General features: G+C 53.1%; 18 protein-coding genes and 1 tRNA gene. 5 read left to right on the plus strand and 14 right to left on the minus strand.

What is annotated here, in order from left to right; genetic code table 11:
• Positions 1–209: 209 nt before the first annotated feature.
• From C5P05_RS23185 to C5P05_RS23210, 7 genes are all read right to left on the minus strand, one after another.
• Complete coding sequence (locus tag C5P05_RS23185; RefSeq protein WP_114972229.1) at positions 210–878, minus strand: hypothetical protein; 669 nt, start codon at positions 876–878, stop codon at positions 210–212.
• A 131-nt stretch (positions 879–1009) separates the two neighbouring features.
• On the minus strand, positions 1010–1405 hold the full coding sequence (locus C5P05_RS35330) for a DUF6527 family protein (protein ID WP_420130769.1): 396 nt from the start codon (positions 1403–1405) through the stop codon (positions 1010–1012).
• Positions 1402–2577, minus strand: coding sequence for a ThiF family adenylyltransferase (locus C5P05_RS23190; RefSeq protein ID WP_114972230.1), 1176 nt, complete (start codon positions 2575–2577; stop codon positions 1402–1404). Before C5P05_RS23190 ends, C5P05_RS35330 begins: the two co-directional genes overlap by 4 nt.
• On the minus strand, positions 2552–2848 hold the full coding sequence (locus C5P05_RS23195) for a multiubiquitin domain-containing protein (protein WP_114972231.1): 297 nt from the start codon (positions 2846–2848) through the stop codon (positions 2552–2554). Before C5P05_RS23195 ends, C5P05_RS23190 begins: the two co-directional genes overlap by 26 nt.
• A 124-nt stretch (positions 2849–2972) precedes the next feature.
• Positions 2973–3524, minus strand: coding sequence for a winged helix-turn-helix domain-containing protein (locus tag C5P05_RS23200; RefSeq protein WP_114972232.1), 552 nt, complete (start codon positions 3522–3524; stop codon positions 2973–2975).
• Positions 3525–3551: 27 nt separating this feature from the next.
• Positions 3552–4634 (minus strand): ATP-binding protein, encoded by a 1083-nt coding sequence (locus C5P05_RS23205; protein WP_114972233.1) that lies wholly within the window; start codon positions 4632–4634, stop codon positions 3552–3554.
• Complete coding sequence (locus tag C5P05_RS23210; protein ID WP_114972234.1) at positions 4631–5014, minus strand: hypothetical protein; 384 nt, start codon at positions 5012–5014, stop codon at positions 4631–4633. The genes C5P05_RS23205 and C5P05_RS23210 overlap by 4 nt, the downstream gene beginning before the upstream one ends.
• A gap of 151 nt (positions 5015–5165) precedes the next feature.
• Here C5P05_RS23210 and C5P05_RS23215 point away from each other — a divergent pair, with 151 nt between their 5' ends.
• The 4 genes from C5P05_RS23215 (at position 5166) to hsdR (ending at position 11425) form a co-directional block, all read left to right on the plus strand.
• Positions 5166–6620 (plus strand): N-6 DNA methylase, encoded by a 1455-nt coding sequence (locus tag C5P05_RS23215; protein WP_114972235.1) that lies wholly within the window; start codon positions 5166–5168, stop codon positions 6618–6620.
• A gap of 109 nt (positions 6621–6729) precedes the next feature.
• A complete protein-coding gene (locus C5P05_RS23220) occupies positions 6730–7923 on the plus strand; it encodes a restriction endonuclease subunit S (RefSeq protein WP_114972236.1) in 1194 nt (397 codons plus the stop codon).
• A gap of 34 nt (positions 7924–7957) precedes the next feature.
• The gene (locus C5P05_RS23225) at positions 7958–9040 is read left to right on the plus strand and encodes a hypothetical protein (protein WP_114972237.1); all 1083 of its coding nucleotides are present in this window, start codon (positions 7958–7960) and stop codon (positions 9038–9040) included.
• A gap of 15 nt (positions 9041–9055) precedes the next feature.
• On the plus strand, positions 9056–11425 hold the full coding sequence (gene hsdR / locus C5P05_RS23230) for an EcoAI/FtnUII family type I restriction enzme subunit R (protein WP_114972238.1): 2370 nt from the start codon (positions 9056–9058) through the stop codon (positions 11423–11425).
• A 108-nt stretch (positions 11426–11533) separates the two neighbouring features.
• Here hsdR and C5P05_RS23235 read toward each other — a convergent pair whose 3' ends face one another.
• From C5P05_RS23235 to C5P05_RS23260, 5 genes are all read right to left on the minus strand, one after another.
• Positions 11534–12679, minus strand: a complete 1146-nt coding sequence (locus C5P05_RS23235; protein WP_114972239.1) for a YagK/YfjJ domain-containing protein — start codon at positions 12677–12679, stop codon at positions 11534–11536.
• 316 nt (positions 12680–12995) lie between these two features.
• A complete protein-coding gene (locus tag C5P05_RS23240) occupies positions 12996–14522 on the minus strand; it encodes an AAA family ATPase (RefSeq protein WP_114972240.1) in 1527 nt (508 codons plus the stop codon).
• 387 nt (positions 14523–14909) lie between these two features.
• Positions 14910–15941, minus strand: coding sequence for a hypothetical protein (locus C5P05_RS33820; protein WP_157979438.1), 1032 nt, complete (start codon positions 15939–15941; stop codon positions 14910–14912).
• Between the two features lie 263 nt (positions 15942–16204).
• Positions 16205–17431, minus strand: a complete 1227-nt coding sequence (locus C5P05_RS23255) for a tyrosine-type recombinase/integrase (protein ID WP_114972242.1) — start codon at positions 17429–17431, stop codon at positions 16205–16207.
• Positions 17432–17608: 177 nt separating this feature from the next.
• Positions 17609–17684, minus strand: a tRNA-Arg gene (locus C5P05_RS23260).
• Between the two features lie 88 nt (positions 17685–17772).
• On the opposite strand from C5P05_RS23260, the gene C5P05_RS23265 reads away from it, so the two are divergent.
• Positions 17773–18315, plus strand: coding sequence for a c-type cytochrome (locus C5P05_RS23265; RefSeq protein WP_114972243.1), 543 nt, complete (start codon positions 17773–17775; stop codon positions 18313–18315).
• A 92-nt stretch (positions 18316–18407) separates the two neighbouring features.
• Here the strand turns inward: C5P05_RS23265 and C5P05_RS23270 are convergent, their stop codons facing one another.
• Together C5P05_RS23270 and C5P05_RS23275 are read right to left on the minus strand one after the other, a co-directional pair.
• Entirely contained in the window at positions 18408–18947 is a 540-nt protein-coding gene (locus tag C5P05_RS23270; protein WP_114972244.1) for a DUF2946 family protein, read from the minus strand.
• Positions 18948–18963: 16 nt separating this feature from the next.
• Positions 18964–19935 (minus strand): YheT family hydrolase, encoded by a 972-nt coding sequence (locus C5P05_RS23275; protein ID WP_114972245.1) that lies wholly within the window; start codon positions 19933–19935, stop codon positions 18964–18966.
• Between the last annotated feature and the right edge of the window lie 38 nt (positions 19936–19973).

Here is a 19973-nt window from a genome sequence, read left to right on the forward strand (position 1 = left end):
GGCTGTAATAACGTCTTGTGGGGCGAGGGCTATCGACCTCGTTCGAACTGGTGTGCACGATCTTCATGATGCACACTATCGTTTCGATTGGTCATCGATTCAATATGCCTTCAGCAGACGCTTACGATAAGGGGCCGTCTGGAGGCAGGCGAAGCCAGTCGGAAGCTGGTCTCTCGACTCGACCGAGAAATTCGGCCACATGCGCCCCTTTAAGATACTCTACGAGTTAACCAGCCATGGATGTGGGCGACCATTTGATGGAATTTCGTAAACTGCTTTGTCGATGGTTTCGCTACTGTGGCATGGGCATCACGGTAAAGGTAGAGCATTGAGAATGCCATCATGAGAAGAAAACTCGACATACTTAACATTGCTGCAGTGCCTTTTGAACTCCAACCGTTCCAGCGATTGAAATACCCAAAGAGTGCAACAGATAGAACAATTCCTGCCGCGACCACAAACGACTTGACGATGCTCCAAATGAAGAAGCGAATAGTTCCGTTGACAAAAATTGGAGCGGATGCGCAACCAAAGAGTCCACTCAGGACGTAGCTGGTGATCTGTGGAAGTAAGACCATTGCCAGTATTGCAGAAAATATCTTCAAGTCGGTTTCAAGGTCCAACATGAACTTGAGGAACGCGTTGACTGCTGCTCCAAGTTCTCCTCTATACACTCCTTGGTTATCGATTGCTCCAATGCTACTAGCCCAGTCGGCGACTATGCATGTTGCAACAGCGGCTAGAGAAAAAAGGTACCAGACGACACGTACGTCTGGTCCATTTTTTTCCGCAAGTTTGAGTCCTGTGTACCCAATAACGATTAGCGTCATTAGCGCAAGGGCTGTGAATGTGAGAATAATTTGGATATCGTTGGACATGTCATCAATGTTTCCGGAGAGGTCTAGCGTTTGACGTGAGGGGCCGCCATAGCGGCAAAGCCGCGAAGGGACCCTACAAGCGCAGCTTGTGGGCGGTCCCCCTCGACTGATTGGTTAGGCTGCATGGCTACCTATGTAAACCACCGTTTGAATGCGTCTGCGGCTTGAGTGAATACGCTCTTGCCAACAGCCAGTCGCGCAACGTCAATCCGGTCTCTTTGTTTTACCGTTGAAATCCTTCTATCGCTAAACGATTCTGCCCACCGCACACAATTCCTGATTATCAGATAGTGCGAACGGCAGGGGAAATTCCAGTTCCCAATTGACGGTGACAATGAAACACAAGCGCCATGGTCGATCAGGGACCATTTTGCCGGGTTTAAAGGCGTAACCACCTTCAAGCCGCAGCCACAGCAGCACAAGTGAGACGCTGTTCGAAATCGCTTGGATATGTAGAGTACGCCTTGATCCAACTGTTCTGGCATGTACTCCACATATCGATGACGCAGGCTCAGCAGCCGGCTCATGCAGCGTCCTTGTCATCGTTGGCCATTTCATTCGCGGCAATGGAGTAACTAAATGAACTTGCCCGTGACGAATCGCGATAAATCGCATATCGCTTCTTCCACATTACGACGGCCAAGGCGGCGTTGAGCGCATTGAGCTCCACGATCTGGATGTTTGTCGAATATTCATTCTCCGGCAGTTCCCCATCCGAGTAATCAATTCGCTCAAGCACCGCCATGTCAACGCCCGGGCCGAAGCAAGAGACGCGCATAAGACCGGTCAGACTGTCCTGCGCTCGGAGAATGCCCATTCCAACATCAACGAACGGGATACCCCACTCCACCAAGGACTTGATAATTGCCTTCTTAGCTGCGCCACGGTCAAGGCACAGAAATACAAAATCCATGTGCCGAAGCGCGGTCGTATTTTCATCCGCGAACACCTCATGGGGCTCAATCCCTCGGCGCATCTTGGCGTAAATTCCAGCAAAATAGGTGGCCTTTAGTGGCTTGCCTTGCAGTTCTTCAATGGACGCCGCTCCTGGAGATCGGAAGGCATTGTGTTGAGAGAAAACGTCGCCGTCATAGAGGTGAATTTCCTTGACGCACGTCTTGGCGACGAAATCAAAAACGTATGCTCCTGTTCCGCCCAGACCAATGATTGCGATTTTCAGCGCGGACAGCCGCTCATTCATAACACCAATGCCAACCCGGCTGGTCGCAGTGTCGAGGTATCGGAAAATAGATTCCCCTTCCTCTGTCTCGAAGACCGGAAATGTATTGGCGCTCACAGTCGGATCGATGACCTTCGCTTCACCAGTAATGCGGCCAATATAGGTGGCCACTTTGTGGTGGTAATCGCGATAGGCTGCCTTTGCCGAGAATGTGAAGTCGGCTCGGATATCGCTTCCAAGATCATGGCCTGTACTCGGGTTCGTAATTGCAGAAATAATGCGCCCGTCGTGATGGCATGGGTGTTCTCCAGTCCACATCGCAACGTGATTAGCGGGCGGTACGGTCATATCGCCATTCAGCTCTAGCGTCGAGATCAAAACCCCACGTTTGATTTCCCGGTTCGAATTGACGTAGGGGACATCCTTGATCAGCAGGTGTCCAGCCCGGACTTCCAGGTCAAACCCTTCGTTCAGGAGCTGCTGAAGGTCGGGACTACGAGCGATTAGTTGGCGTGACATCGAATTCCATCCCTTCTTTCACTTGAACCGACTGTCCCTCCACTAGGCTCCCCTTCGAATTGTCGGAGTGGCCGCGCGAATATTGGACGGTGAACTGGACGCCGTCGCCAGATGGCGGGTTGTCGAATGCCAACGCTACGATTTCTTCGAACGTCAGGCGTTCCTTCTGAACCGTCTTCGGCGTTCCGTTGAGATAGATGGTGACGTCCTTGCCCGGATGTTTGGGCGTTGAATCAACAGGCGGTTGGTGCGCTTGATCATTGGTACTCATGTCGAATATTCCTTGGTTTAAGTCTGGTTAAATGATCCTGTTTAACGGCGCACGAAGCAACGCATCTCAGGAACAGTTGCAGTGTAGCAGAATAAATCTGCTTAATGCAAGCTGTTTAACCAGATTATTTTATGGCTGAGTATTTGTATTCAATGCCCCCGGATTCAGCGACGTCTTCGGTGCGGCGGATATAGCCGTCCAAGACTAGGTTCTTGAGACGGGTACTGGCGTTTGGTACTGACAACCCAAGATCGTTGGCGACTTGGGTTGCCAGCGCTGGTCCTTTTACAAGAACGTACTCAACAAGCTCACGAGTGGACTTCGACAGCACAGGCCCAATGATCTCAAAGGAGCCGTTGCTCCAAATCACAAGCGGTTGCTCTTTCGCCTGTGCTGCATAGTTCCAGTTGTCAATCAAATCTCGATTGGTTAGATCGGCTAAGTAGAAGCCCTTCTCACCTCTGAGCTGCTTCGCTACTGAAATGACACTTTCGCGTGGAAAAGAAGCGTCTGTCGCTTCAATGCCGTCGAGGGAGACGCCAAATACATGCACAGTAACGTTTTGTTCGACGAAGTCCATCAGCGCTCGGAACACATCTTTCCCCTCGCTGTTGCCAAAAGGGCGTGCATTCTTTGTCAAAGTACGCAACTTTATGATGACGGATTTCTGATTCATCTTGATAATTTAATGAGAATTGTAGGCTTAGTCAAGAAAGAAGTCGAAACAGATGTGCGTTCCCGCAATCCTGCTCAAGTTCAAAGTGTGGGAAAACTGCACGCTTTCGCCATCGTGCCTAATTTGCAATTCGAGGGTTTCCTGCCTTACAGAAATGACCCCGTTGTATTTCCGTGCGTAATCACGAGATCCGCAAAGCCCAAGCCCGCGACCGGGATCGTTCACTCGACTAAGACCCCCCGCAGAAAAAACCTCTTGCAGCAAGGCTACGCGTTGATCAAGCGAAGAATTGCTAATCTTAGCCGCCACTTCTGGGTACTTTCGTTTCAAAATAGGCATCAGAGTCCCCACAATCCCGCGACCACCATCTGAAATTACGGTCTGAATATGCCGTGACTTGCCTCCAGCGTAGTTCTGGAGTCCTGCAAAACCGGCTGATGTGGTGCCTGAATGTTCTTTGACATTGCCATAGAGTTCCGAGATGACAGTATGGGCCGCAATATCGTACTTAGCTCCTGTGCAAGATACGAAGCCTTTCCCAAGTAAAACGGGGATATTGTCATCAGGACTTCCGGCGTCGATTTCTTTCAACTCAACTACACCGTAATTATTTCCTTCGTAAGTTGACGCGGCAGAAATACGGGGACGCTTTGGCAAGATCTTTACCTTGTCTCGCAAAAGGTTGATGAAGCCAATTCGGTCAAAATAGGTCAGCGTCCCTTGGGATGGCCGGAAGTCAATTGAAACAGACTTGCCAGCATCAACGAGTTGATTGCAAATCGCAAGTAGCCGAGCTAAGGCCTCCAGCAAAATACTACACCTCTCCCCGACAACAAACATAACTCGGATACAGGTCGAATCAAGTGGCGATCCAGCAGCAAGGAGAGACTCCTCAAAAGACTGTGCCGTGAGCCACCGGTTGCTCCCCAAGTCAATGCGTAATACAGCCAGCGACCAAGTAAATGCATCCGCATCCTTGACAAATATGTCCGGATAATCGTGCAATACGCGGTTGATCTCAGTCTTGTCTGCCCGAAGGTGATTGGCAATATCTTTGGCCTTTTGATCAGGCGTCTGTTCGAGAATCGTCTGTATTCTTTTTAGAATCATTCTGTACGGGGGCTCCTTGGGTACAGTGTATTTGGTGTTGCAGCAGTTAACTCGCACCAGTACTTGCTGCAAAAGATACTTGTCGTGAGATGACGACATAAACGCTCTCTCTTGAAGACCACAATTTGTCCGGCCAGACTCCCTTGCTGGCGCAATTTGACCGCGACCCGGCTCGCGAACTCGGTCACGGCTTTGCTCAGGTCCACAAACTCCGTCACAGCGTGACAAAACGACCGCGCGCAGGCAATTTCCTGCCTCGGCTGCTGCACCTGCTCCAGGTCAATGCACGGCGTGCCCTGCAGCTCGCGCACGGTGCGCTCCAGCACCACGCCCCAGCGGCTGCGCACCAGGGCCGTATAGAGCCGGGCTTGGTCCAACATGGTGTGGATGCCACACTGCGTGAACTGCCTCGTGGTCTGCCGGATGGGTGATCCCAGTCTTTAAGCGTTATTGCCACTTCTTCGCCCTAATGAAGTTCGGTTAACCTACCCCGTGCGGCTTTTCGCACTGAGGGACAGAACAAGACTTCCAATGTTTGAGCAAACTTTCAAGAATATCGACGACATCCTGCACAAAGATGCAGGCTGCACCAGCGAACTGGACTACACCGAGCAATCCTCCTGGCTGCTATTCCTGAAATACCTGGACGCGCTGGAGGCCGACAAGGCCCTGGAAGCTGAGCTGGACGGCAAGACCTACAGCTTCATCATCGACAAGCCCTACCGATGGGACTCCTGGGCCACGCCCAAGGGGCCAGACGGCAAACTCGACCACAACACCGCCATGACCGGCGACGACCTGCGCGACTTCGTCAACAACAAGCTGTTTGCCTACCTGCACGGCTTCAAGCAGCGCGCCAGTGGGCCGCAGACCATCGAATACAAAATCGGCGAGGTGTTCGGCGAGATCAAGAATCGCATTCAGAGCGGCTACAACCTGCGCGATGTGATCGAGTTGGTGGACGAACTGCGCTTTCGGTCACAGACTGAAAAACACGAACTGTCGCACCTGTACGAAGCCAAGATCAAAAACATGGGCAACGCCGGACGCAATGGCGGCGAGTACTACACGCCGCGCCCACTGATCCGCGCCATGATCCAGGTTGTCGCCCCCAAGATTGGCGAGCGCATTTACGACGGTGCCTGCGGCTCCGCCGGCTTCCTGTGCGAAGCCTTTGACTATCTTCAAAGCCAGCCCAACCTGACCACCTCCGACCAGAAGACGCTGCAAACCCGCACCTTCTATGGCAAAGAGAAAAAGAGCCTGGCCTACGTCATTGCGATCATGAACATGATCCTTCACGGCATCGAGGCCCCGAACATCGTCCACGCCAACACGCTGTCCGAGAACATTTCCGACATTCAGGACAAAGACCGCTTTGATGTGATCCTGGCCAACCCGCCATTTGGCGGCAAAGAGCGTAAAGAGGTGCAGCAGAACTTTCCCATCAAGACCGGCGAGACGGCCTTTTTGTTTTTGCAGCACTTCATCAAGTCGCTAAAGGCTGGTGGCCGTGCCGCCATCGTCATCAAGAACACTTTTTTGAGCAACACCGACAACGCCTCGGTGAGCCTGCGCAAGCTGCTGCTGGAGAGCTGCAATCTGCACACCGTGCTGGACTGCCCCGGTGGCACGTTTCAGGGCGCAGGCGTCAAAACTGTGGTGCTGTTCTTTGAGAAAGGCGCGCCCACGCGCAAAGTCTGGTACTACCAGCTCGACGTCGGCCGCAACATGGGCAAGACCAATCCGCTTAATGATGCTGACCTGACCCAGTTCATCACGGCGCAAAAGACCTTTGCCGACAGCGCGCAGAGCTGGTCGCTGGACGTTTCAGCAGTCAACGCCAGCACGTTTGACCTCTCGGTCAAGAATCCGACGGGTGGCGAGGTGGTGGCGCACCGCAGCCCGCTGGACATCATGGACGAGATCGCCGCGCTGGATCTTGAAGCCGCCGAGGTGCTAGCAACGATTCGGGAGTTGTTGTGATTGCTATTGAATTAATAGCTTCGTGCGCAGGTTCTACGGGGGCTAGGGGGCGAGTTTTCTTAGATCCTTCGCAGCAGCGACAGGTGGTGCAAGCGCTGGAGGGTGGCGTATGAAGGTGGGGTGGAAGGAAGTTAGATTGGGAGAAATTGCTGATGTTCAAAGCGGTGGAACACCGCTGATCTCAAACAAGCAGCTATGGCACGGTGGTGTCCCGTGGTACTCGTCTGGTGAATTGAACAACACATTTACGACTGATCCAGAACGAACCATTTCAGTAGCTGGACTGGAGAAGTCGAATGCGAAGTTATTTCCAGCTGGATCACTGTTGATCGGCATGTACGACACTGCAGCATTAAAAATGTCGATCCTGGATAGGGCAGCTGCATTCAATCAGGCTATTGCAGGTGTAAAGCCAAATGATCAGATTGATATTCGGTTCGTCTTTCATGCACTTAATTCGATTAAAGAAGAGCTTCTTGGACGGCGACGCGGGGTTCGTCAAAAGAATTTGAGTTTGGGAAAAGTTCGTGACTTTGAGGTCCCGTTTCCTTCATTGACAGAACAGCAACGCATCGTCAACCTCCTCGACGACGCCTTTGACGGCATCGCCACCGCCAAGGCCAATGCCGAGAAGAACCTGCAGAATGCGCGGACCATCTTTGAGAGTCACCTGCAATCGGTGTTTACTCAGCGGGGGGATGGGTGGCAAGAGGCCAAAGAACCGCTTTCTTCCCTCTGCGAACTGATAGTTGATTGTGAGCACAAGACGGCGCCGACGCAAGCAGAAGGTATTCCATCAATTCGCACGCCGAATATCGGTAAAGGCAATCTGTTGCTCGATGGTGTGTATCGTGTTTCAGAAGCCACTTACACAGAATGGACTCGCCGAGCTGAACCGCGTGCAGGTGACCTAATTTTTGCAAGAGAGGCGCCCGCTGGGAATGTAGGTGTAGTTCCTCCCAATCTTAGGGTTTGTCTTGGACAGCGAACCGTGCTGATACGACCTAAGCGTTCTGTGTTCGTTCCGGAATTTTTAGCATTGCTGTTACTTTGCCCTGAAATGCAAAAAACACTTCTCGGTCATTCTCGCGGCGCTACTGTTCAACATGTGAATATGAAAGACATTCGAGCCCTTAACGTTGGCGCAATACCAAGCATTTCGCTGCAATCTCGGATTGTGGAGACGATTGGGGCAGTTACTGAAGAAACCCAGCGCCTCGAATCCATCTATCTGCAGAAGCTCACCGCCCTCGACGACCTGAAAAAGTCCCTACTGCACCGCGCCTTCACCGGCGCGCTGTAGCCAGAAAAAGAGCATTCGATAATCAGGAGGAAGCATGGTACTCGTTGCAATCAAAGGCGCGATTCTCGAAGAGCTGGTTCTTCATTTGCTGAAATTGGTTGGCTATTCGCCACTCATAGTAGGAGATGAAGGCACACAAGGCGGGCATTCAGGGCTTGAACTTGAAGGTCGGGGGGAGTGGCATCAAATCGATGCGGCTGCCCTCTTGGATCACAGCCCTGCGTTCATGTACCCGCTGAGACTGCTTGTTGAAGCGAAGTGCTACGCGGAACATAGGCGCATTGGCATTGATGTGGTGCGAAATGCTGTGGGCGTACTAAAGGATATATCGGAAAACTATTTCAACGTTAAATCCCTTTCCGCAGTAGGTTCAACGTTGCACATAAAGACGCAAAGGTACAACTACCAATCCGCCATATTTTCAACCAGTGGCTACTCACGGGGCGCTACCCAATACGCCGTTGCGCATCAAATTTTTCTCATCCAGTATGAGCGAGTTGCACTCTTTAAGCCCGCCGTTGAGGGCTTACGTGACTTGACCGAGGAGCACTTTGATCCGAAGTCCCGCAGTGCGAAGGAAGTTGGGCAAAAAGCGCGCATGTACGTAAGAGCCTTGCTGGCCAGAGACACTCTTCCATCTGAGATTCCGTTTAGTGTTGCGGGACTGAATTACTTGAACTCTAGGTTGATCGAGCCGATACGGGGTATCAAAGGCTCTTACTTTGGAATGCTCCAAGGTAAGTGGCCAATGCACCTGTTGTCGCCCAAACCACTTCCGCAAAATCTGTTCGCAACCACGGACGTTTTGAAGTGCCGGGTATATGGCAGGGAATCGACTTCATGGTCTTTCGTGCCGCTTAACTTGAGTTCGAACGACGAGAACTGGTTTCGTCTTGAGTTTGACTTGCCCGAGGAAATTGCCGAGTTGGTAAAGGCTGCCGAGGGAGACAAGGCCACTATTGCCAATGTAAAAATGTCCCACTTTTCGTTCATCAGCGTGTCCGGGCTAATCGGCGGAATCCGCAGGCAGGTTCGCCTGGAGTTAGACGAAGAGTGGATAGGTGCATACCTCCAAAGGGTTTCGGTCGCAGATGCTGCAACGTCGTCTAGAGATTAAAGTCACTGTCCACCCATGAACGAAGCCGAAACCCGTGCCGACCACATTGACCCCGCGCTGAGGGCCGCAGGCTGGGGCGTGGTCGAAGGCTCGCGTATCCTGCGTGAAAAGCAGTGCGAGATCACGCCGGGGCGCCTGTTGGGCGGCGGTAAGCGGGCCAGGGCCGAAATTGCCGACTATGTGCTGGTTTACCGCAACACCAAATTGGCCACGATCGAGGCCAAAGCCTGGGACAAGCCCTACACCGAAGGCGTAGGGCAGACCAAGAGTTACGCTACCAAGTTGGCCGTGCGCTTTGCCTATGCCACTAATGGCCAGAAGATTTACGGCATCGACATGGCCATCGGCATCGAGGGCGATCTGGCGCAGTACCCCAGTCCGGACGAGTTGTGGGCCCTGACCTTTGCCGAGGCCGATTTGGCCAGCGCCGCCTGGCGCGACCGCTTTGCCGCCATCCCGTTTGAGGATCAGGGCGGAACCTGGCAGGGGCGCTATTACCAGGACATCGCCATCACCCGCGTGCTGGAAGCCATCGCCGCCGGGCGCGACCGCATTCTGCTGACGCTGGCGACGGGCACCGGCAAGACCTTCATTGCTTTCCAGTTGGCCTGGAAGCTGTTTCAAAGCCGCTGGAACCTGAAAGACTGGCAAGCGGGCACCGAGCCCACCCGCCGACCGCGTGTGCTGTTTCTGGCCGATCGCAACAATCTGGCAGACCAAGCCTACAACGCATTTTCAGCATTCGAGAACACCTCGCCCGGCTCTTTGGTGCGGATCGCCCCCGATGAGATCAAGCGCACCGGGCGCGTGCCGAAGAACGGGAGCATCTTTTTCACCATCTTCCAGACCTTCATGAGCGGGCCGGAAAAAGATGGTCAGTCGTCGCCGTATTTTGGCGAGTACCCGCCGGACTTCTTTGACTTCATCGTGGTGGACGAGTGCCACCGCGGCGGGGCCAACGACGAAGGCAACTGGCGCGCCATCCTGGACTACTTTGCCCCCGCCGTGCAACTGGGCCTGACCGCCACGCCCAAGCGCACGATCAATGCCAACACCTACGCTTATTTTGGCGACCCGGTCTATGTGTATTCGCTCAAGGAAGGTATCAACGACGGTTTCTTGACCCCGTTCAAGGTCAAGCAGATCGCCACCACTATTGATGACTACACTTACACCCCGGATGACGCGGTGGTGGCGGGCGAAGTGGTGGCGGGCAAACGCTACGTGGAGAGCGACTTCAACCGCGTCATCGTGATTCCCGAGCGCGAGGCCTACCGGGTCAAGCTGCTGATGGGCATGATCGACCAGCGCGAGAAAACCATCGTCTTCTGCGCCACCCAGGCCCATGCATTGATGGTGCGCGACCTGATCAACCAGATGAAAACCAGCGCCGACCCGATGTATTGCACACGGGTCACGGCCGATGATGGTGCACGCGGCGATGAGGCCTTGCGCGCCTTCCAGGACAACGAGAAGACCATCCCGACGATCCTGACCACATCGCAAAAGCTGTCCACCGGGGTCGATGCACGCAATGTGCGCAACATCGTGCTGATGCGACCTATCGGTTCGATGATCGAGTTCAAGCAGATCATCGGCCGTGGCACCCGTCTGTTTGACGGTAAGGACTTTTTCACTATCTATGACTTTGTGCGGGCGCACCACCACTTCAGTGACCCGGAGTGGGACGGCGAACCGGCCGAGCCGGAACCCACCAGCGGCGGTGGGGTTGGTGGCAACTCTGATCCCGAACCACCGGGACTTGGCACGCTGCCGGAGCCACCACCACGCCCTGTCAAGTTGGAAGTGAAGCTGGCCGACGGCAAGGCGCGGCTGATTCAAAACATGATGGCCACCACGTTCTGGAGTGCTGATGGCACGCCGATGTCGGCGGCACAGTTCCTGGAAAACCTCTACGGCGTGTTGCCGGAGTTCTTCAAGAACGAAGACGAGCTGCGCACCCTGTGGAGTTCACCCGACACGCGCAAGGCCCTGCTGGTTGGCTTGGCTGACAAGGGCTTCAGTAGGGAGCCGCTGGCCGAGATGCAAAAGGCCATCGAGGCTGAAAACAGCGACTTGTTTGACGTACTGGCCTATGTGGCGTTTGCAGCGGCACCGGAATCACGCACTCAGCGTGCCGACATGGCGAAAACCGAGACCCACCAGCACTTCAACAATCGCCAGCAGGTGTTTCTGGATTTTGTGCTGGCTCAGTATGTGACGCAGGGTGTGGACGAGCTGGACGCTGACAAGCTGACTCCGTTGCTGCGGCTCAAGTACAACAATGCGATTTCGGATGCGGTCGCGGATTTGGGGGGCACCGCGCAGATTCGGACGATGTTTGCGGGCTTTCAGAAGTACCTGTACGAAGAGCGGCCGAATTGACTATTGAGGGTAGCGAACCAACCCTTTCGCATTGGAAGATTTGCATTGTGGTCGAGCTGAATGATGACAACCGCATTGCTACGGCTGCCATCAACTGACTACCATTTTTTAGTCATTATCGGTAGGGGTACCTGGTTCATCAGTATCTGAGTCCGATGCAGGCACACCGACCGTTCTGGGCCTGCCTGGGCCATCAGTTCTTTCGCTTGGCATGTTGCCCTTGCCGAATGCCCTGAAACCACCATCTTCCTTGAGACCGAATATGACTTCTTTCTTGGTCAGGTACTTGACGGCCTCAAGAAGGTTTTTACGCTTATCAACATCCGCAGCGTGAATCATTCCAATGCCCAAGCGTTTGTACCGATTCCGCTTGTCTCGATTGCAATTGAAGTGCATACCTTTGCCCGCCGTGATTCGATCTTTCCAGTAATCACCAATTTGCGATGCGATATATTCATCTTTATGGGCTAAAGATCCATCGTAAAAGAGGACGACATGAAAATGTATACCTCGCTCCACCCCCCACTCTCGCCTCCAGATGTAGCCCAGCAAAGGCGCAAAGAGCTTGTTGCTACGCATATTGTTAAAGAAGTGTTTTAAATCTTTCTGTGCATCACCAATGGAGAGCTTTGAGACATGATTCTTCAGGTATTCCAAATCCAAACGCATCACCATCAGTCGTGAATGCCGTTTAAACAAGCGATCAATGTAGACCTGAGTACTCCGGAAGTTTCTGGTCGCGTTGTATACCCGCGAGTAGGCTTGATCTTTAAACTTCTTACTCTTGCAGGTGGTGCGAATCAGAACGATCAAGTCATTGAACAGCTCTGCTTCAATCTTACGGCGATGGGGGTAGGCGGACAGCGGCCTGCAAGTCAGTTGCTCGTGGTCAAAACCCATTGCATCGCAAGCTTCAAAGAACACGTTCACGTTTTCGCTGAACTCGCAATTGGGCAGGTAGGCACCCATGAAGGCCTTGATGCCGGTGAAGTACTTGCTCAGCGCAAGCGGTTTGACGGTTGGCCTTTGACCGTCACAGTGAACAACAGTGAACCCCAGTTCTTTACTTGAAACAATCGCGCTCACAAACTCTTCAATCTCGAAGCGTAGGTTTCCATAGTCAGCGCCCAAGACCGTAACGGTCTGTCCATCCTTTTCGAACTCAGACATGTTCGCGTCTGCGTCAATGCCGTTATACATGTCATGCATCGAGATGTCGATGCTGTTGTCGTCGTCGTTGTCGTTTTTACTCATAGCTTGCTTTCCTAAAGATCACTATAGATCTCTTCTTTAATAACATTAATTAACCAATATTCATCACACTCAGAAGCGTACGACTTGCCATCACTTTTTTCTGAAACCTGATTGCAGCGCTACACCTGAAAGTAATTTCGGGTATACAAAGTTAGGTGTTTCAGTACAAAGTCTGCAGATCTATACAAAGTCTGCAGATTTCAGATGGAAATTTGAAATGGCATAGAAAAATGGTGCTCAGGAGGACGGCAATTCCGCCATCACTCCTCAATCCATTCGGCGGGGTTGGCTGAGCAACACCATCGCAATGTTGCGTCTAAATGTTGCCGAAGTTCCAGTCTATTTTTTTCAGCGCATTCTGGTATTGATCGATGCGTGGGTTGTCGTCCGAACCGTCATCAACGTAGTCGTGCACTACTGAATTAATGATCCGGTCGATGGCGTCCAGCTTTTCAAAAGCACAGTCATAAGTCCCTGCATGAATTTGCTTACGACACTCTTTACTGCAGAATTGCAGAAGTGCCTCGTCGAACTGGCGTTCGGCTCCTTGTGCAACCGGAGCAACTGAAGCAACTGGTTCAGCTGGTTTTGACTCACTGAAAGTATGTGACATGGGCGTGGGTCCTTGCGAATATCCAGTCGGTGGCAATGAACCATATGACGCATTCGCCGCAGTGCTCATCCCATTGCAAACGGAAAATTGGGCATTCGATGTTTCTGGCAGGAACCAAACGTTCGGTGGATTTGCTTGGCCTGAGCCGCACCGCTTTTCGGAGCGGATGCCGAGGGTTGACTTGGCCCTTTTGATGGCCGACATCGAGACGCCTGCCGCCTTGGCCAATTGTTCAATCGCAGGAAACGGCAAGCCACCACCAGCGAGTTGCTCCAACAAAAAGCGTTCCGCCACATCCACCGCGGGCGAGGACTCGGTCACACCACCCGTTTCGGCAAAGCGAATGATGTCTTTGGCCGAGCCTTGCAACGGCGTCTCATTCCAGACAACCTTGGAGGAGTGGAATGTTTGTCCTTGCGACTGAAAACTAGCCGATTGGATTTGGTATTCAAAACCCCCATCGTCGCGACCGATGTTGGACTTGGCACGAACGAGGACACAACGCCCCGGCGCATCATCATCGGCGCCAGATTGAATCTTGGTGGTGAAAAGAACAATCCGTGCCGCTGCACCGTAGGCCAGGCTACCTGTGACACGATCCAGTGGCGCCTTTCCATTGGAGTTTTTGTTGACGTGGGTGATCCCTAAGATGGCGCATTGGTGCTTCTCCCCGAGTTCAATGAGAGGCGCCAATGCTTGCCGGACATCCGAATTTTTGTTGGAGTCGCCAGCAACGATTTGCACAATGGAGTCAATGACGATAATGACGACGCCACCGATCTCTTCGATTTTTTTCTTCAGTTTTTCAAGGTCATTGATGAAGTCAAAGGCACGGCTTCTGCCATGTTCAACGGTGCCATGGATGATGTGGACCTTGCTCAGGTTGGCTCCGGCCGCAATCAGGCGCGGCACGATCGTATCCTGGATGCCGTCTTCACCGGACCAAATGATCACGTTGCCGCCAGGTGTCGGGGATTGATCGGGCCACAGGTATTGGCCAAAACCGCCGTTTGAAATAGTAGCGATGATTTGCATGGCCAGAGTGGTCTTGCCAGTTCCCGGCGCACCAACCAGGAGGTGGAATTTCCCGGCTGCAATCCAGCCATGCCAAGTCCAATTGATGTTGAGTGGCTGGATTGTGGCTGCGGGAAGCAGTTGGACTCCATTGGAACTCAGCGCAGCAAGATTTTTGAGTTCTGTGGGGTGCTGTATTAGAGGACGAAGGATCATGATGCCGCCCTGACTGGAGCCTGCACCAAAAGTGAACGGCGCAAATCGCCCACTTTCCAACGTGTGGTCCTGGATCCAAATTTGACAGGGGGGATCAGATCACCCGACCGAACGCGCCGCCATGCTGTGGCGGGTGAACAGCCAAAAAGTACGCAAACTATATTGACGGGTACATGCGCTGAATCGGGAAGTTCGTCAAAACCACTGAGCGTGGGACAGATTCCGCTTGGGATTTTTCCAAGTGATTGGGCTGAAGAAGTCTTCATATTTAACACTCCAAAAAACCGCTATACCGGGATGGCTAGCGGGTTGATGTGTATTAAATTTTTTAATCGGGGCAGTATTTCCTAGAGGGCCCAGTCTCTGCTTAGCGGGGCCACATTCTGCTTAGGCTCGGCTACTGTTCCATGTTTCGAGCGTCTTTGCGCAGGCATCCACCCCATACTTCCGCACGTCACCCTTAACCGTAATCCACTCGACTCCATTGGGTATCGACTTTTTCAAGATATTGCTTCCGCTTCTTCTTTCAGCGACCCAATGCTGCAAGGTCGCAATGACCTCTTTTGCGGTAACACGTCGTCCGGTTGCGCACTCGTTTTCCCACGCAATTTCTACAGCCAACTTGCCAATTGCAACTCTCGGACGTTTTCCTGGAATTCCGATTTGAGCTGTACATTGTTCATTCGGCTTGACGCCCATTGCCTGTTCTTCTTCAACGACGTTGATTGCAGATTCCTCGCCCTCGAACCAAGCTTTGATTCTTTCGTCCTTGCAAAATCGGACTAAATCAGACTTTGATATCGTGGACATTGTTGCCCACCAATAGGCTGTTTTATAAGCAGCAATGGTGCGGCTACTGTCTAACGGAAGATGAACCGGATTAATGGCGGGTCGAAATAAAGAATTGGCGTTCTGTTCTACGTCTTGAACTAAGAGGGTTGTCTCATCGAGAATATCCACCATGGCGTCACCAGACAGCAGCGTCCGTGAAGGATCATGTACTTCAGTGTGCTGTGTTTTGGGTTCGCGTGGAGGAGGGGAAACTGTTGTGTTTGATGCATCCCACAATTCAAATTTTCCGTTGATCACTGCCTTTAGAAGGCGATCACTCAAATAAAATTGAAGACCGCGTATAGCTTCGTTTTGATGAGCAAGATGGGCGTTATGTTCGGCCTCGGAAAAATTTGATTCTGATTTTTCTCTTTGTTTGTCGGAGGTGACGCCATCAGTTGCAGGGGAAACGTTGTCTGTTGTCCACTTGCCAGAATAAAACGGTTTAGGTTTTTCGGAACGGCGATCAGATAGATTACTGCAGTAAATGGCATTCGCCATTATTTGCAAAACGTCTGATCCTGCGTAATATTTGGCAGTTGGAAATTCTAAAAAGAAACGATATTCAAAATCGATCTGGGATTTCATTGCCGGGTTACTCTAGTTACTGTTGTTGTTTTCATATTTCTGGCGATCAAAAAATCGTTTTTATTCCAAGAGTGACCATTTACATTTTATTAACTTCGGCAGAAGGTAAAATACTCTCTCATAATCAGCCGAAATGTTTTGAGTGAACGGTTGGCGCATTCTGATTTAATGGCCTCTTACTCCATCTGATGGAGAATCTGCGCCGCCGGGTTAGTTTATTCCGGTTTTCACCCCTCTCGGGCGAGGCATGGCTTAGGGCTAGCTTACGTTGTCGCTGTCCGTAGCTGGATCACGTCGGCGCCAATACGCAGCTTGTCCAAGTAATCCGCCCATGTCTGCATCATTACCCGCCTTGCTGGTAGGTGTGCCGTCCGGTTGTACGCCCGTCCGTTGGGGTCTTTTACCGCGTGGGCTAGTTGGTGTTCGATCAGGTCAACCCGTTGATATAGCACTTCATCCATGATGGTGCGTGCCATAGCCCTAAACCCGTGGGCAGTGTGAACTTCTTTGCTATACCCCAAACCGCGTAAAGCGGCGTTGATAGTGTTATCACTCATAGGCCGCTCACCAGTCCGTAAACTGGGGAATACATAACGACCATGCCCAGAAATCCGTTTAACGCTGCACAGTATCTCCACCGCTTGCGTGGACAGCGGAACTATGTGATCCATCTTCATTTTCATCTTAGCGCCTGGAATACGCCATTCGGCCCCGACCAAATCAATTTCAGCCCACTCAGCGGTCCGTAGTTCCCCGGGTCTGACAAACACCAAAGGGGATAGCTTGAGCGCGGCAACTGTGGTTGGGTGACCGGTGTAGTCGAATATTGAGCGCATCAATTCACCGGCTTGCTTAGGCTCGGTGATTGCAGAAAAGTGGGACTTTGGAATTTCTGCCAGAGCACCACGTAGGTCTGAGGTTACATCTCGCTCTGCCAGTCCAATAGCCACCGCATACCGGAATATCTGCCCGCAGATTTGCTTAGCCCTGTGAGCAGTATCGATAGACCCACGTGCTTCGATCTTGCGAACGGCCTTGTCCAATACGTCACGCGGCCCTATGGTGTGGATGGGAAGCTTGCCAATGAATGGGAAGATGTCATGCTTTAGCAGGGTTGTGATTCGTTCTTGAGTTACATCTTTACGCTTAGCTGCCGTTTTTGAAAGCCAATTGAGTGCCACCAGCTCAAAGGTGCTCGCTGCCGCGTCCGCTTGGGCCTGCTTGTCTTCGCGTTTAGCTATGCCAGGGTCTATTTCATGCGCCAACTGCTCCCGCGCCTTCTCCCTACGTTTTCTTGCGGCAGCAAGGGAAATAGCAGGGTAGACACCCAGCGCCAATGTTTTTCGCTTACTGCTATGCGTGTAGTCCATTCGCCAGTATTTGCCGCTTGCCTTCACGAGAAGATACATGCCACCACCATCGGTATGCTTATCTCCGGCAGGTTTACCACTGTGCTTAACCTGTTTAACGAATGTGTCTGCCAATGCCATCTTTAACCCCCTTGTAACGGTACTTTTTTTAACGGTACTTATAAGCACCGTTAAAAGTACCGTGAAAGTACCGTGATGGCATGTTACCCCTTGAGACAACTTGAGGCAAAAAAAAACCACTCTAGCTATAGCCAGAGCGGATTTTAAGATTTCTTGAGGCGTTATGAACCGACTAATTGGTGCGGCTGGCGGGGATCGAACCCACGACCCTTGGCTTCGGAGGCCAATACTCTATCCACTGAGCTACAGCCGCAAACTGATGGCTGCATTGTAGATGTTTTCACAGACACGCCCGTTATAATCGAGGGCTTGCTTTCAAAGCCCCAATTTTTTAGGACACCATGAGCGACAACACACCCGCCACTGTTCACGACGAGGACCACACCGGGCCCGTCAAAAACCCCAAGCAACTGCTGTTGACCGTCTTTTTCTCGTTTGTGGTTCCCATCTTCGTCATTATTGGCTTGGTGTTCTACGTCACATCGGACAACAAACCCGCCGCCGGCGCGGTCAATCTGGAGAAGGCCCTGGCGGCCCGAATCCAGAAAGTTGGCACCATTGAGATTCGAGACGTCAATCGGCCAGCCAGGAGCGGGGAAGAAGTCTTCAAGGCGCAATGCACGAACTGCCATACCGCCGGGCTCGTCGGTGCACCCAAGATGGGCGACACTGCCGCTTGGGCGCCCCGCATCCCATTGGGCTATGAAACCCTGTTGAACTCGGCTGTCAAAGGCAAGAATGCCATGGGAGCCCAGGGCGGTGGCGATTTTAGCGAGCTGGAAATCGGTCGGGCCGTGGTCTATATGGCGAATGCAGCCGGCGGCAAGCTGGCGGAGCCTACAGCACCTGCCGCACCCGCTGAAGCCGCTTCGGCAACAAAATAGGGCGGGGCAGTCAACCCACGCAAAAGCCGGTCGATGACCGGCTTTTTTATTGCCATTTAGGCCTGTAGCCCACGGAAACTCTGCGCATATAGCTATATTTTTTGTAGCAATTCAGGACTTGGAACATAGTTAAAGCGCTGTGGCAAATCGGCGGCCACCACGTCCTGCGTAACCCACAAACCTTGCTCGACGGCGTCGGCCGCCTGGTTCATGTCCATGGTGTGCACCAGGCCCAATCCGGTATCGGCCTCCAGATACAGGCGCCCCTGCTCGTCCAGCAGGCAGCGCTGCACGCGCGCTGCTCTGCCCGCATGATCTTGAATCGAGAAGTCCGCATCGACGCGCCAGATCAGCGGCGTGGCTTCCAGCTCCACATAGACGCGCTGCGGGCCATTCTGGAAGTACCACTGGCCTTGCGCATCGGGTTCGTAGTTGCGCTGAATGAAGTCGATCAACTTCTCATGCTTTAACTGCGAGCCCTTGCTCTGCGCCGTACCCCCCGCAAACGGACCTTGGGCCTGTACACGGTCGTCGCGCATGAACCAGTTACCACGCGCGTCCAAGCCCAGCCAGCCGTAGCAATCGGGCACGTTGGGCCATTTGGCCAAAGCCTGCCGAACAATGTCATCCATCAAAGTACTCCCTGATTCAAGGTGTTTGAATTTGTGCTGCCAGCCAGCCGCCCACGGCGTCCGGCATGGAGCGTACATGACCGGGGATCGGCCCTTTCGGGAAACCAACATGCCCCCCGTGGGCAGGCTGCCACAGGGTCACGTGTTTACCCACGTCCCGTTGGCGCGGCAGCGACCAGGCCGGCACAAAGGGGTCGTTGCGAGCGTTGACCACCAGCGCGGGAATCCGGATCTGGTGCAGATGTGGCTTGGCGGATGCGCGCGACCAGTAATCTTCAGTGCTCTTGAAGCCATGCACGGGGGCAGTGAACACATTGTCAAACTCGTACAGATCGCGGGCGGCGCGCAAAGCTTCTGCGTTGAACAGACCCGGATGCTGGAGTAATTTTTGCAGCGCCTTGGGCTTCATGGTGTTCAAGAACCGGCGGGTGTAAACCAACCGGTTAAAGCCGCGGCCAATGGCCCAGCCACTGGCGGCCAGATCAAGGGGCGAGGATACGCTGGCCACGGCATCCACCACGCGGGCAGCCTGTTCACCCATTTCTTCGGCCCAGCGCAAAAGCGCATTGCCCCCCAGCGAAATGCCCACAACGACGATGCCCCCCTTATGCTGCTGGCGCAAACGTGCCAGTATCCAGCCGATCTCTTCGAAGTCACCCGAGTGATATGCGCGCGGGCCATGGTTCAGTTCGCCACTGCAACCCCGAAAATGGGGCACAGCAAAGGCAAAACCACGCGTGCGGGCAAAGTCCGCAAAGGCCTCGGCGTAGTGGCTGGCAGACGAGCCCTCCAGCCCATGAAACATCACCAGCAAGGTGCTGCTGGGTGGCGCCTGCAACCAGTCGACGTCAATGAAATCGTCATCCGGCGTGGTCCAGCGTTCGCGCCGGTATTGCGGTCGGGGCCCGAACACCCGGCGTGAGTACAGGGCTGGCCAGATGGTTTGCAGATTGCCTCCCGGCAGCCAGGTTGGCGCTATATAATTCATAGCCATATACGCTTATTCATAAAGGGCTGGAGGCCTAT

Origin of the sequence: Rhodoferax ferrireducens (assembly GCF_003347515.1) — a bacterium.
GTDB lineage: Bacteria > Pseudomonadota > Gammaproteobacteria > Burkholderiales > Burkholderiaceae_C > Rhodoferax.

What these genes read in the sequence shown, in the direction of transcription:
- C5P05_RS23210 (WP_114972234.1), bottom strand. Translation starts at nt 5,014, where the DNA reads ATGTTGGACCAAGCCCGGCTCTATACGGCCCTGGTGCGCAGCCGCTGG.
- C5P05_RS23240 (WP_114972240.1), bottom strand. Translation starts at nt 14,522, where the DNA reads ATGATCCTTCGTCCTCTAATACAGCACCCCACAGAACTCAAAAATCTT.
- C5P05_RS23225 (WP_114972237.1), top strand. Translation starts at nt 7,958, where the DNA reads ATGGTACTCGTTGCAATCAAAGGCGCGATTCTCGAAGAGCTGGTTCTT.
- C5P05_RS23215 (WP_114972235.1), top strand. Translation starts at nt 5,166, where the DNA reads ATGTTTGAGCAAACTTTCAAGAATATCGACGACATCCTGCACAAAGAT.
- C5P05_RS23205 (WP_114972233.1), bottom strand. Translation starts at nt 4,634, where the DNA reads ATGATTCTAAAAAGAATACAGACGATTCTCGAACAGACGCCTGATCAA.
- C5P05_RS33820 (WP_157979438.1), bottom strand. Translation starts at nt 15,941, where the DNA reads ATGAAATCCCAGATCGATTTTGAATATCGTTTCTTTTTAGAATTTCCA.
- C5P05_RS23270 (WP_114972244.1), bottom strand. Translation starts at nt 18,947, where the DNA reads ATGGATGACATTGTTCGGCAGGCTTTGGCCAAATGGCCCAACGTGCCC.
- C5P05_RS35330 (WP_420130769.1), bottom strand. Translation starts at nt 1,405, where the DNA reads ATGAGCCGGCTGCTGAGCCTGCGTCATCGATATGTGGAGTACATGCCA.
- C5P05_RS23195 (WP_114972231.1), bottom strand. Translation starts at nt 2,848, where the DNA reads ATGAGTACCAATGATCAAGCGCACCAACCGCCTGTTGATTCAACGCCC.
- C5P05_RS23185 (WP_114972229.1), bottom strand. Translation starts at nt 878, where the DNA reads ATGTCCAACGATATCCAAATTATTCTCACATTCACAGCCCTTGCGCTA.
- C5P05_RS23275 (WP_114972245.1), bottom strand. Translation starts at nt 19,935, where the DNA reads ATGAATTATATAGCGCCAACCTGGCTGCCGGGAGGCAATCTGCAAACC.
- C5P05_RS23235 (WP_114972239.1), bottom strand. Translation starts at nt 12,679, where the DNA reads ATGAGTAAAAACGACAACGACGACGACAACAGCATCGACATCTCGATG.
- C5P05_RS23220 (WP_114972236.1), top strand. Translation starts at nt 6,730, where the DNA reads ATGAAGGTGGGGTGGAAGGAAGTTAGATTGGGAGAAATTGCTGATGTT.
- C5P05_RS23200 (WP_114972232.1), bottom strand. Translation starts at nt 3,524, where the DNA reads ATGAATCAGAAATCCGTCATCATAAAGTTGCGTACTTTGACAAAGAAT.
- C5P05_RS23255 (WP_114972242.1), bottom strand. Translation starts at nt 17,431, where the DNA reads ATGGCATTGGCAGACACATTCGTTAAACAGGTTAAGCACAGTGGTAAA.
- C5P05_RS23265 (WP_114972243.1), top strand. Translation starts at nt 17,773, where the DNA reads ATGAGCGACAACACACCCGCCACTGTTCACGACGAGGACCACACCGGG.
- C5P05_RS23190 (WP_114972230.1), bottom strand. Translation starts at nt 2,577, where the DNA reads ATGTCACGCCAACTAATCGCTCGTAGTCCCGACCTTCAGCAGCTCCTG.
- hsdR (WP_114972238.1), top strand. Translation starts at nt 9,056, where the DNA reads ATGAACGAAGCCGAAACCCGTGCCGACCACATTGACCCCGCGCTGAGG.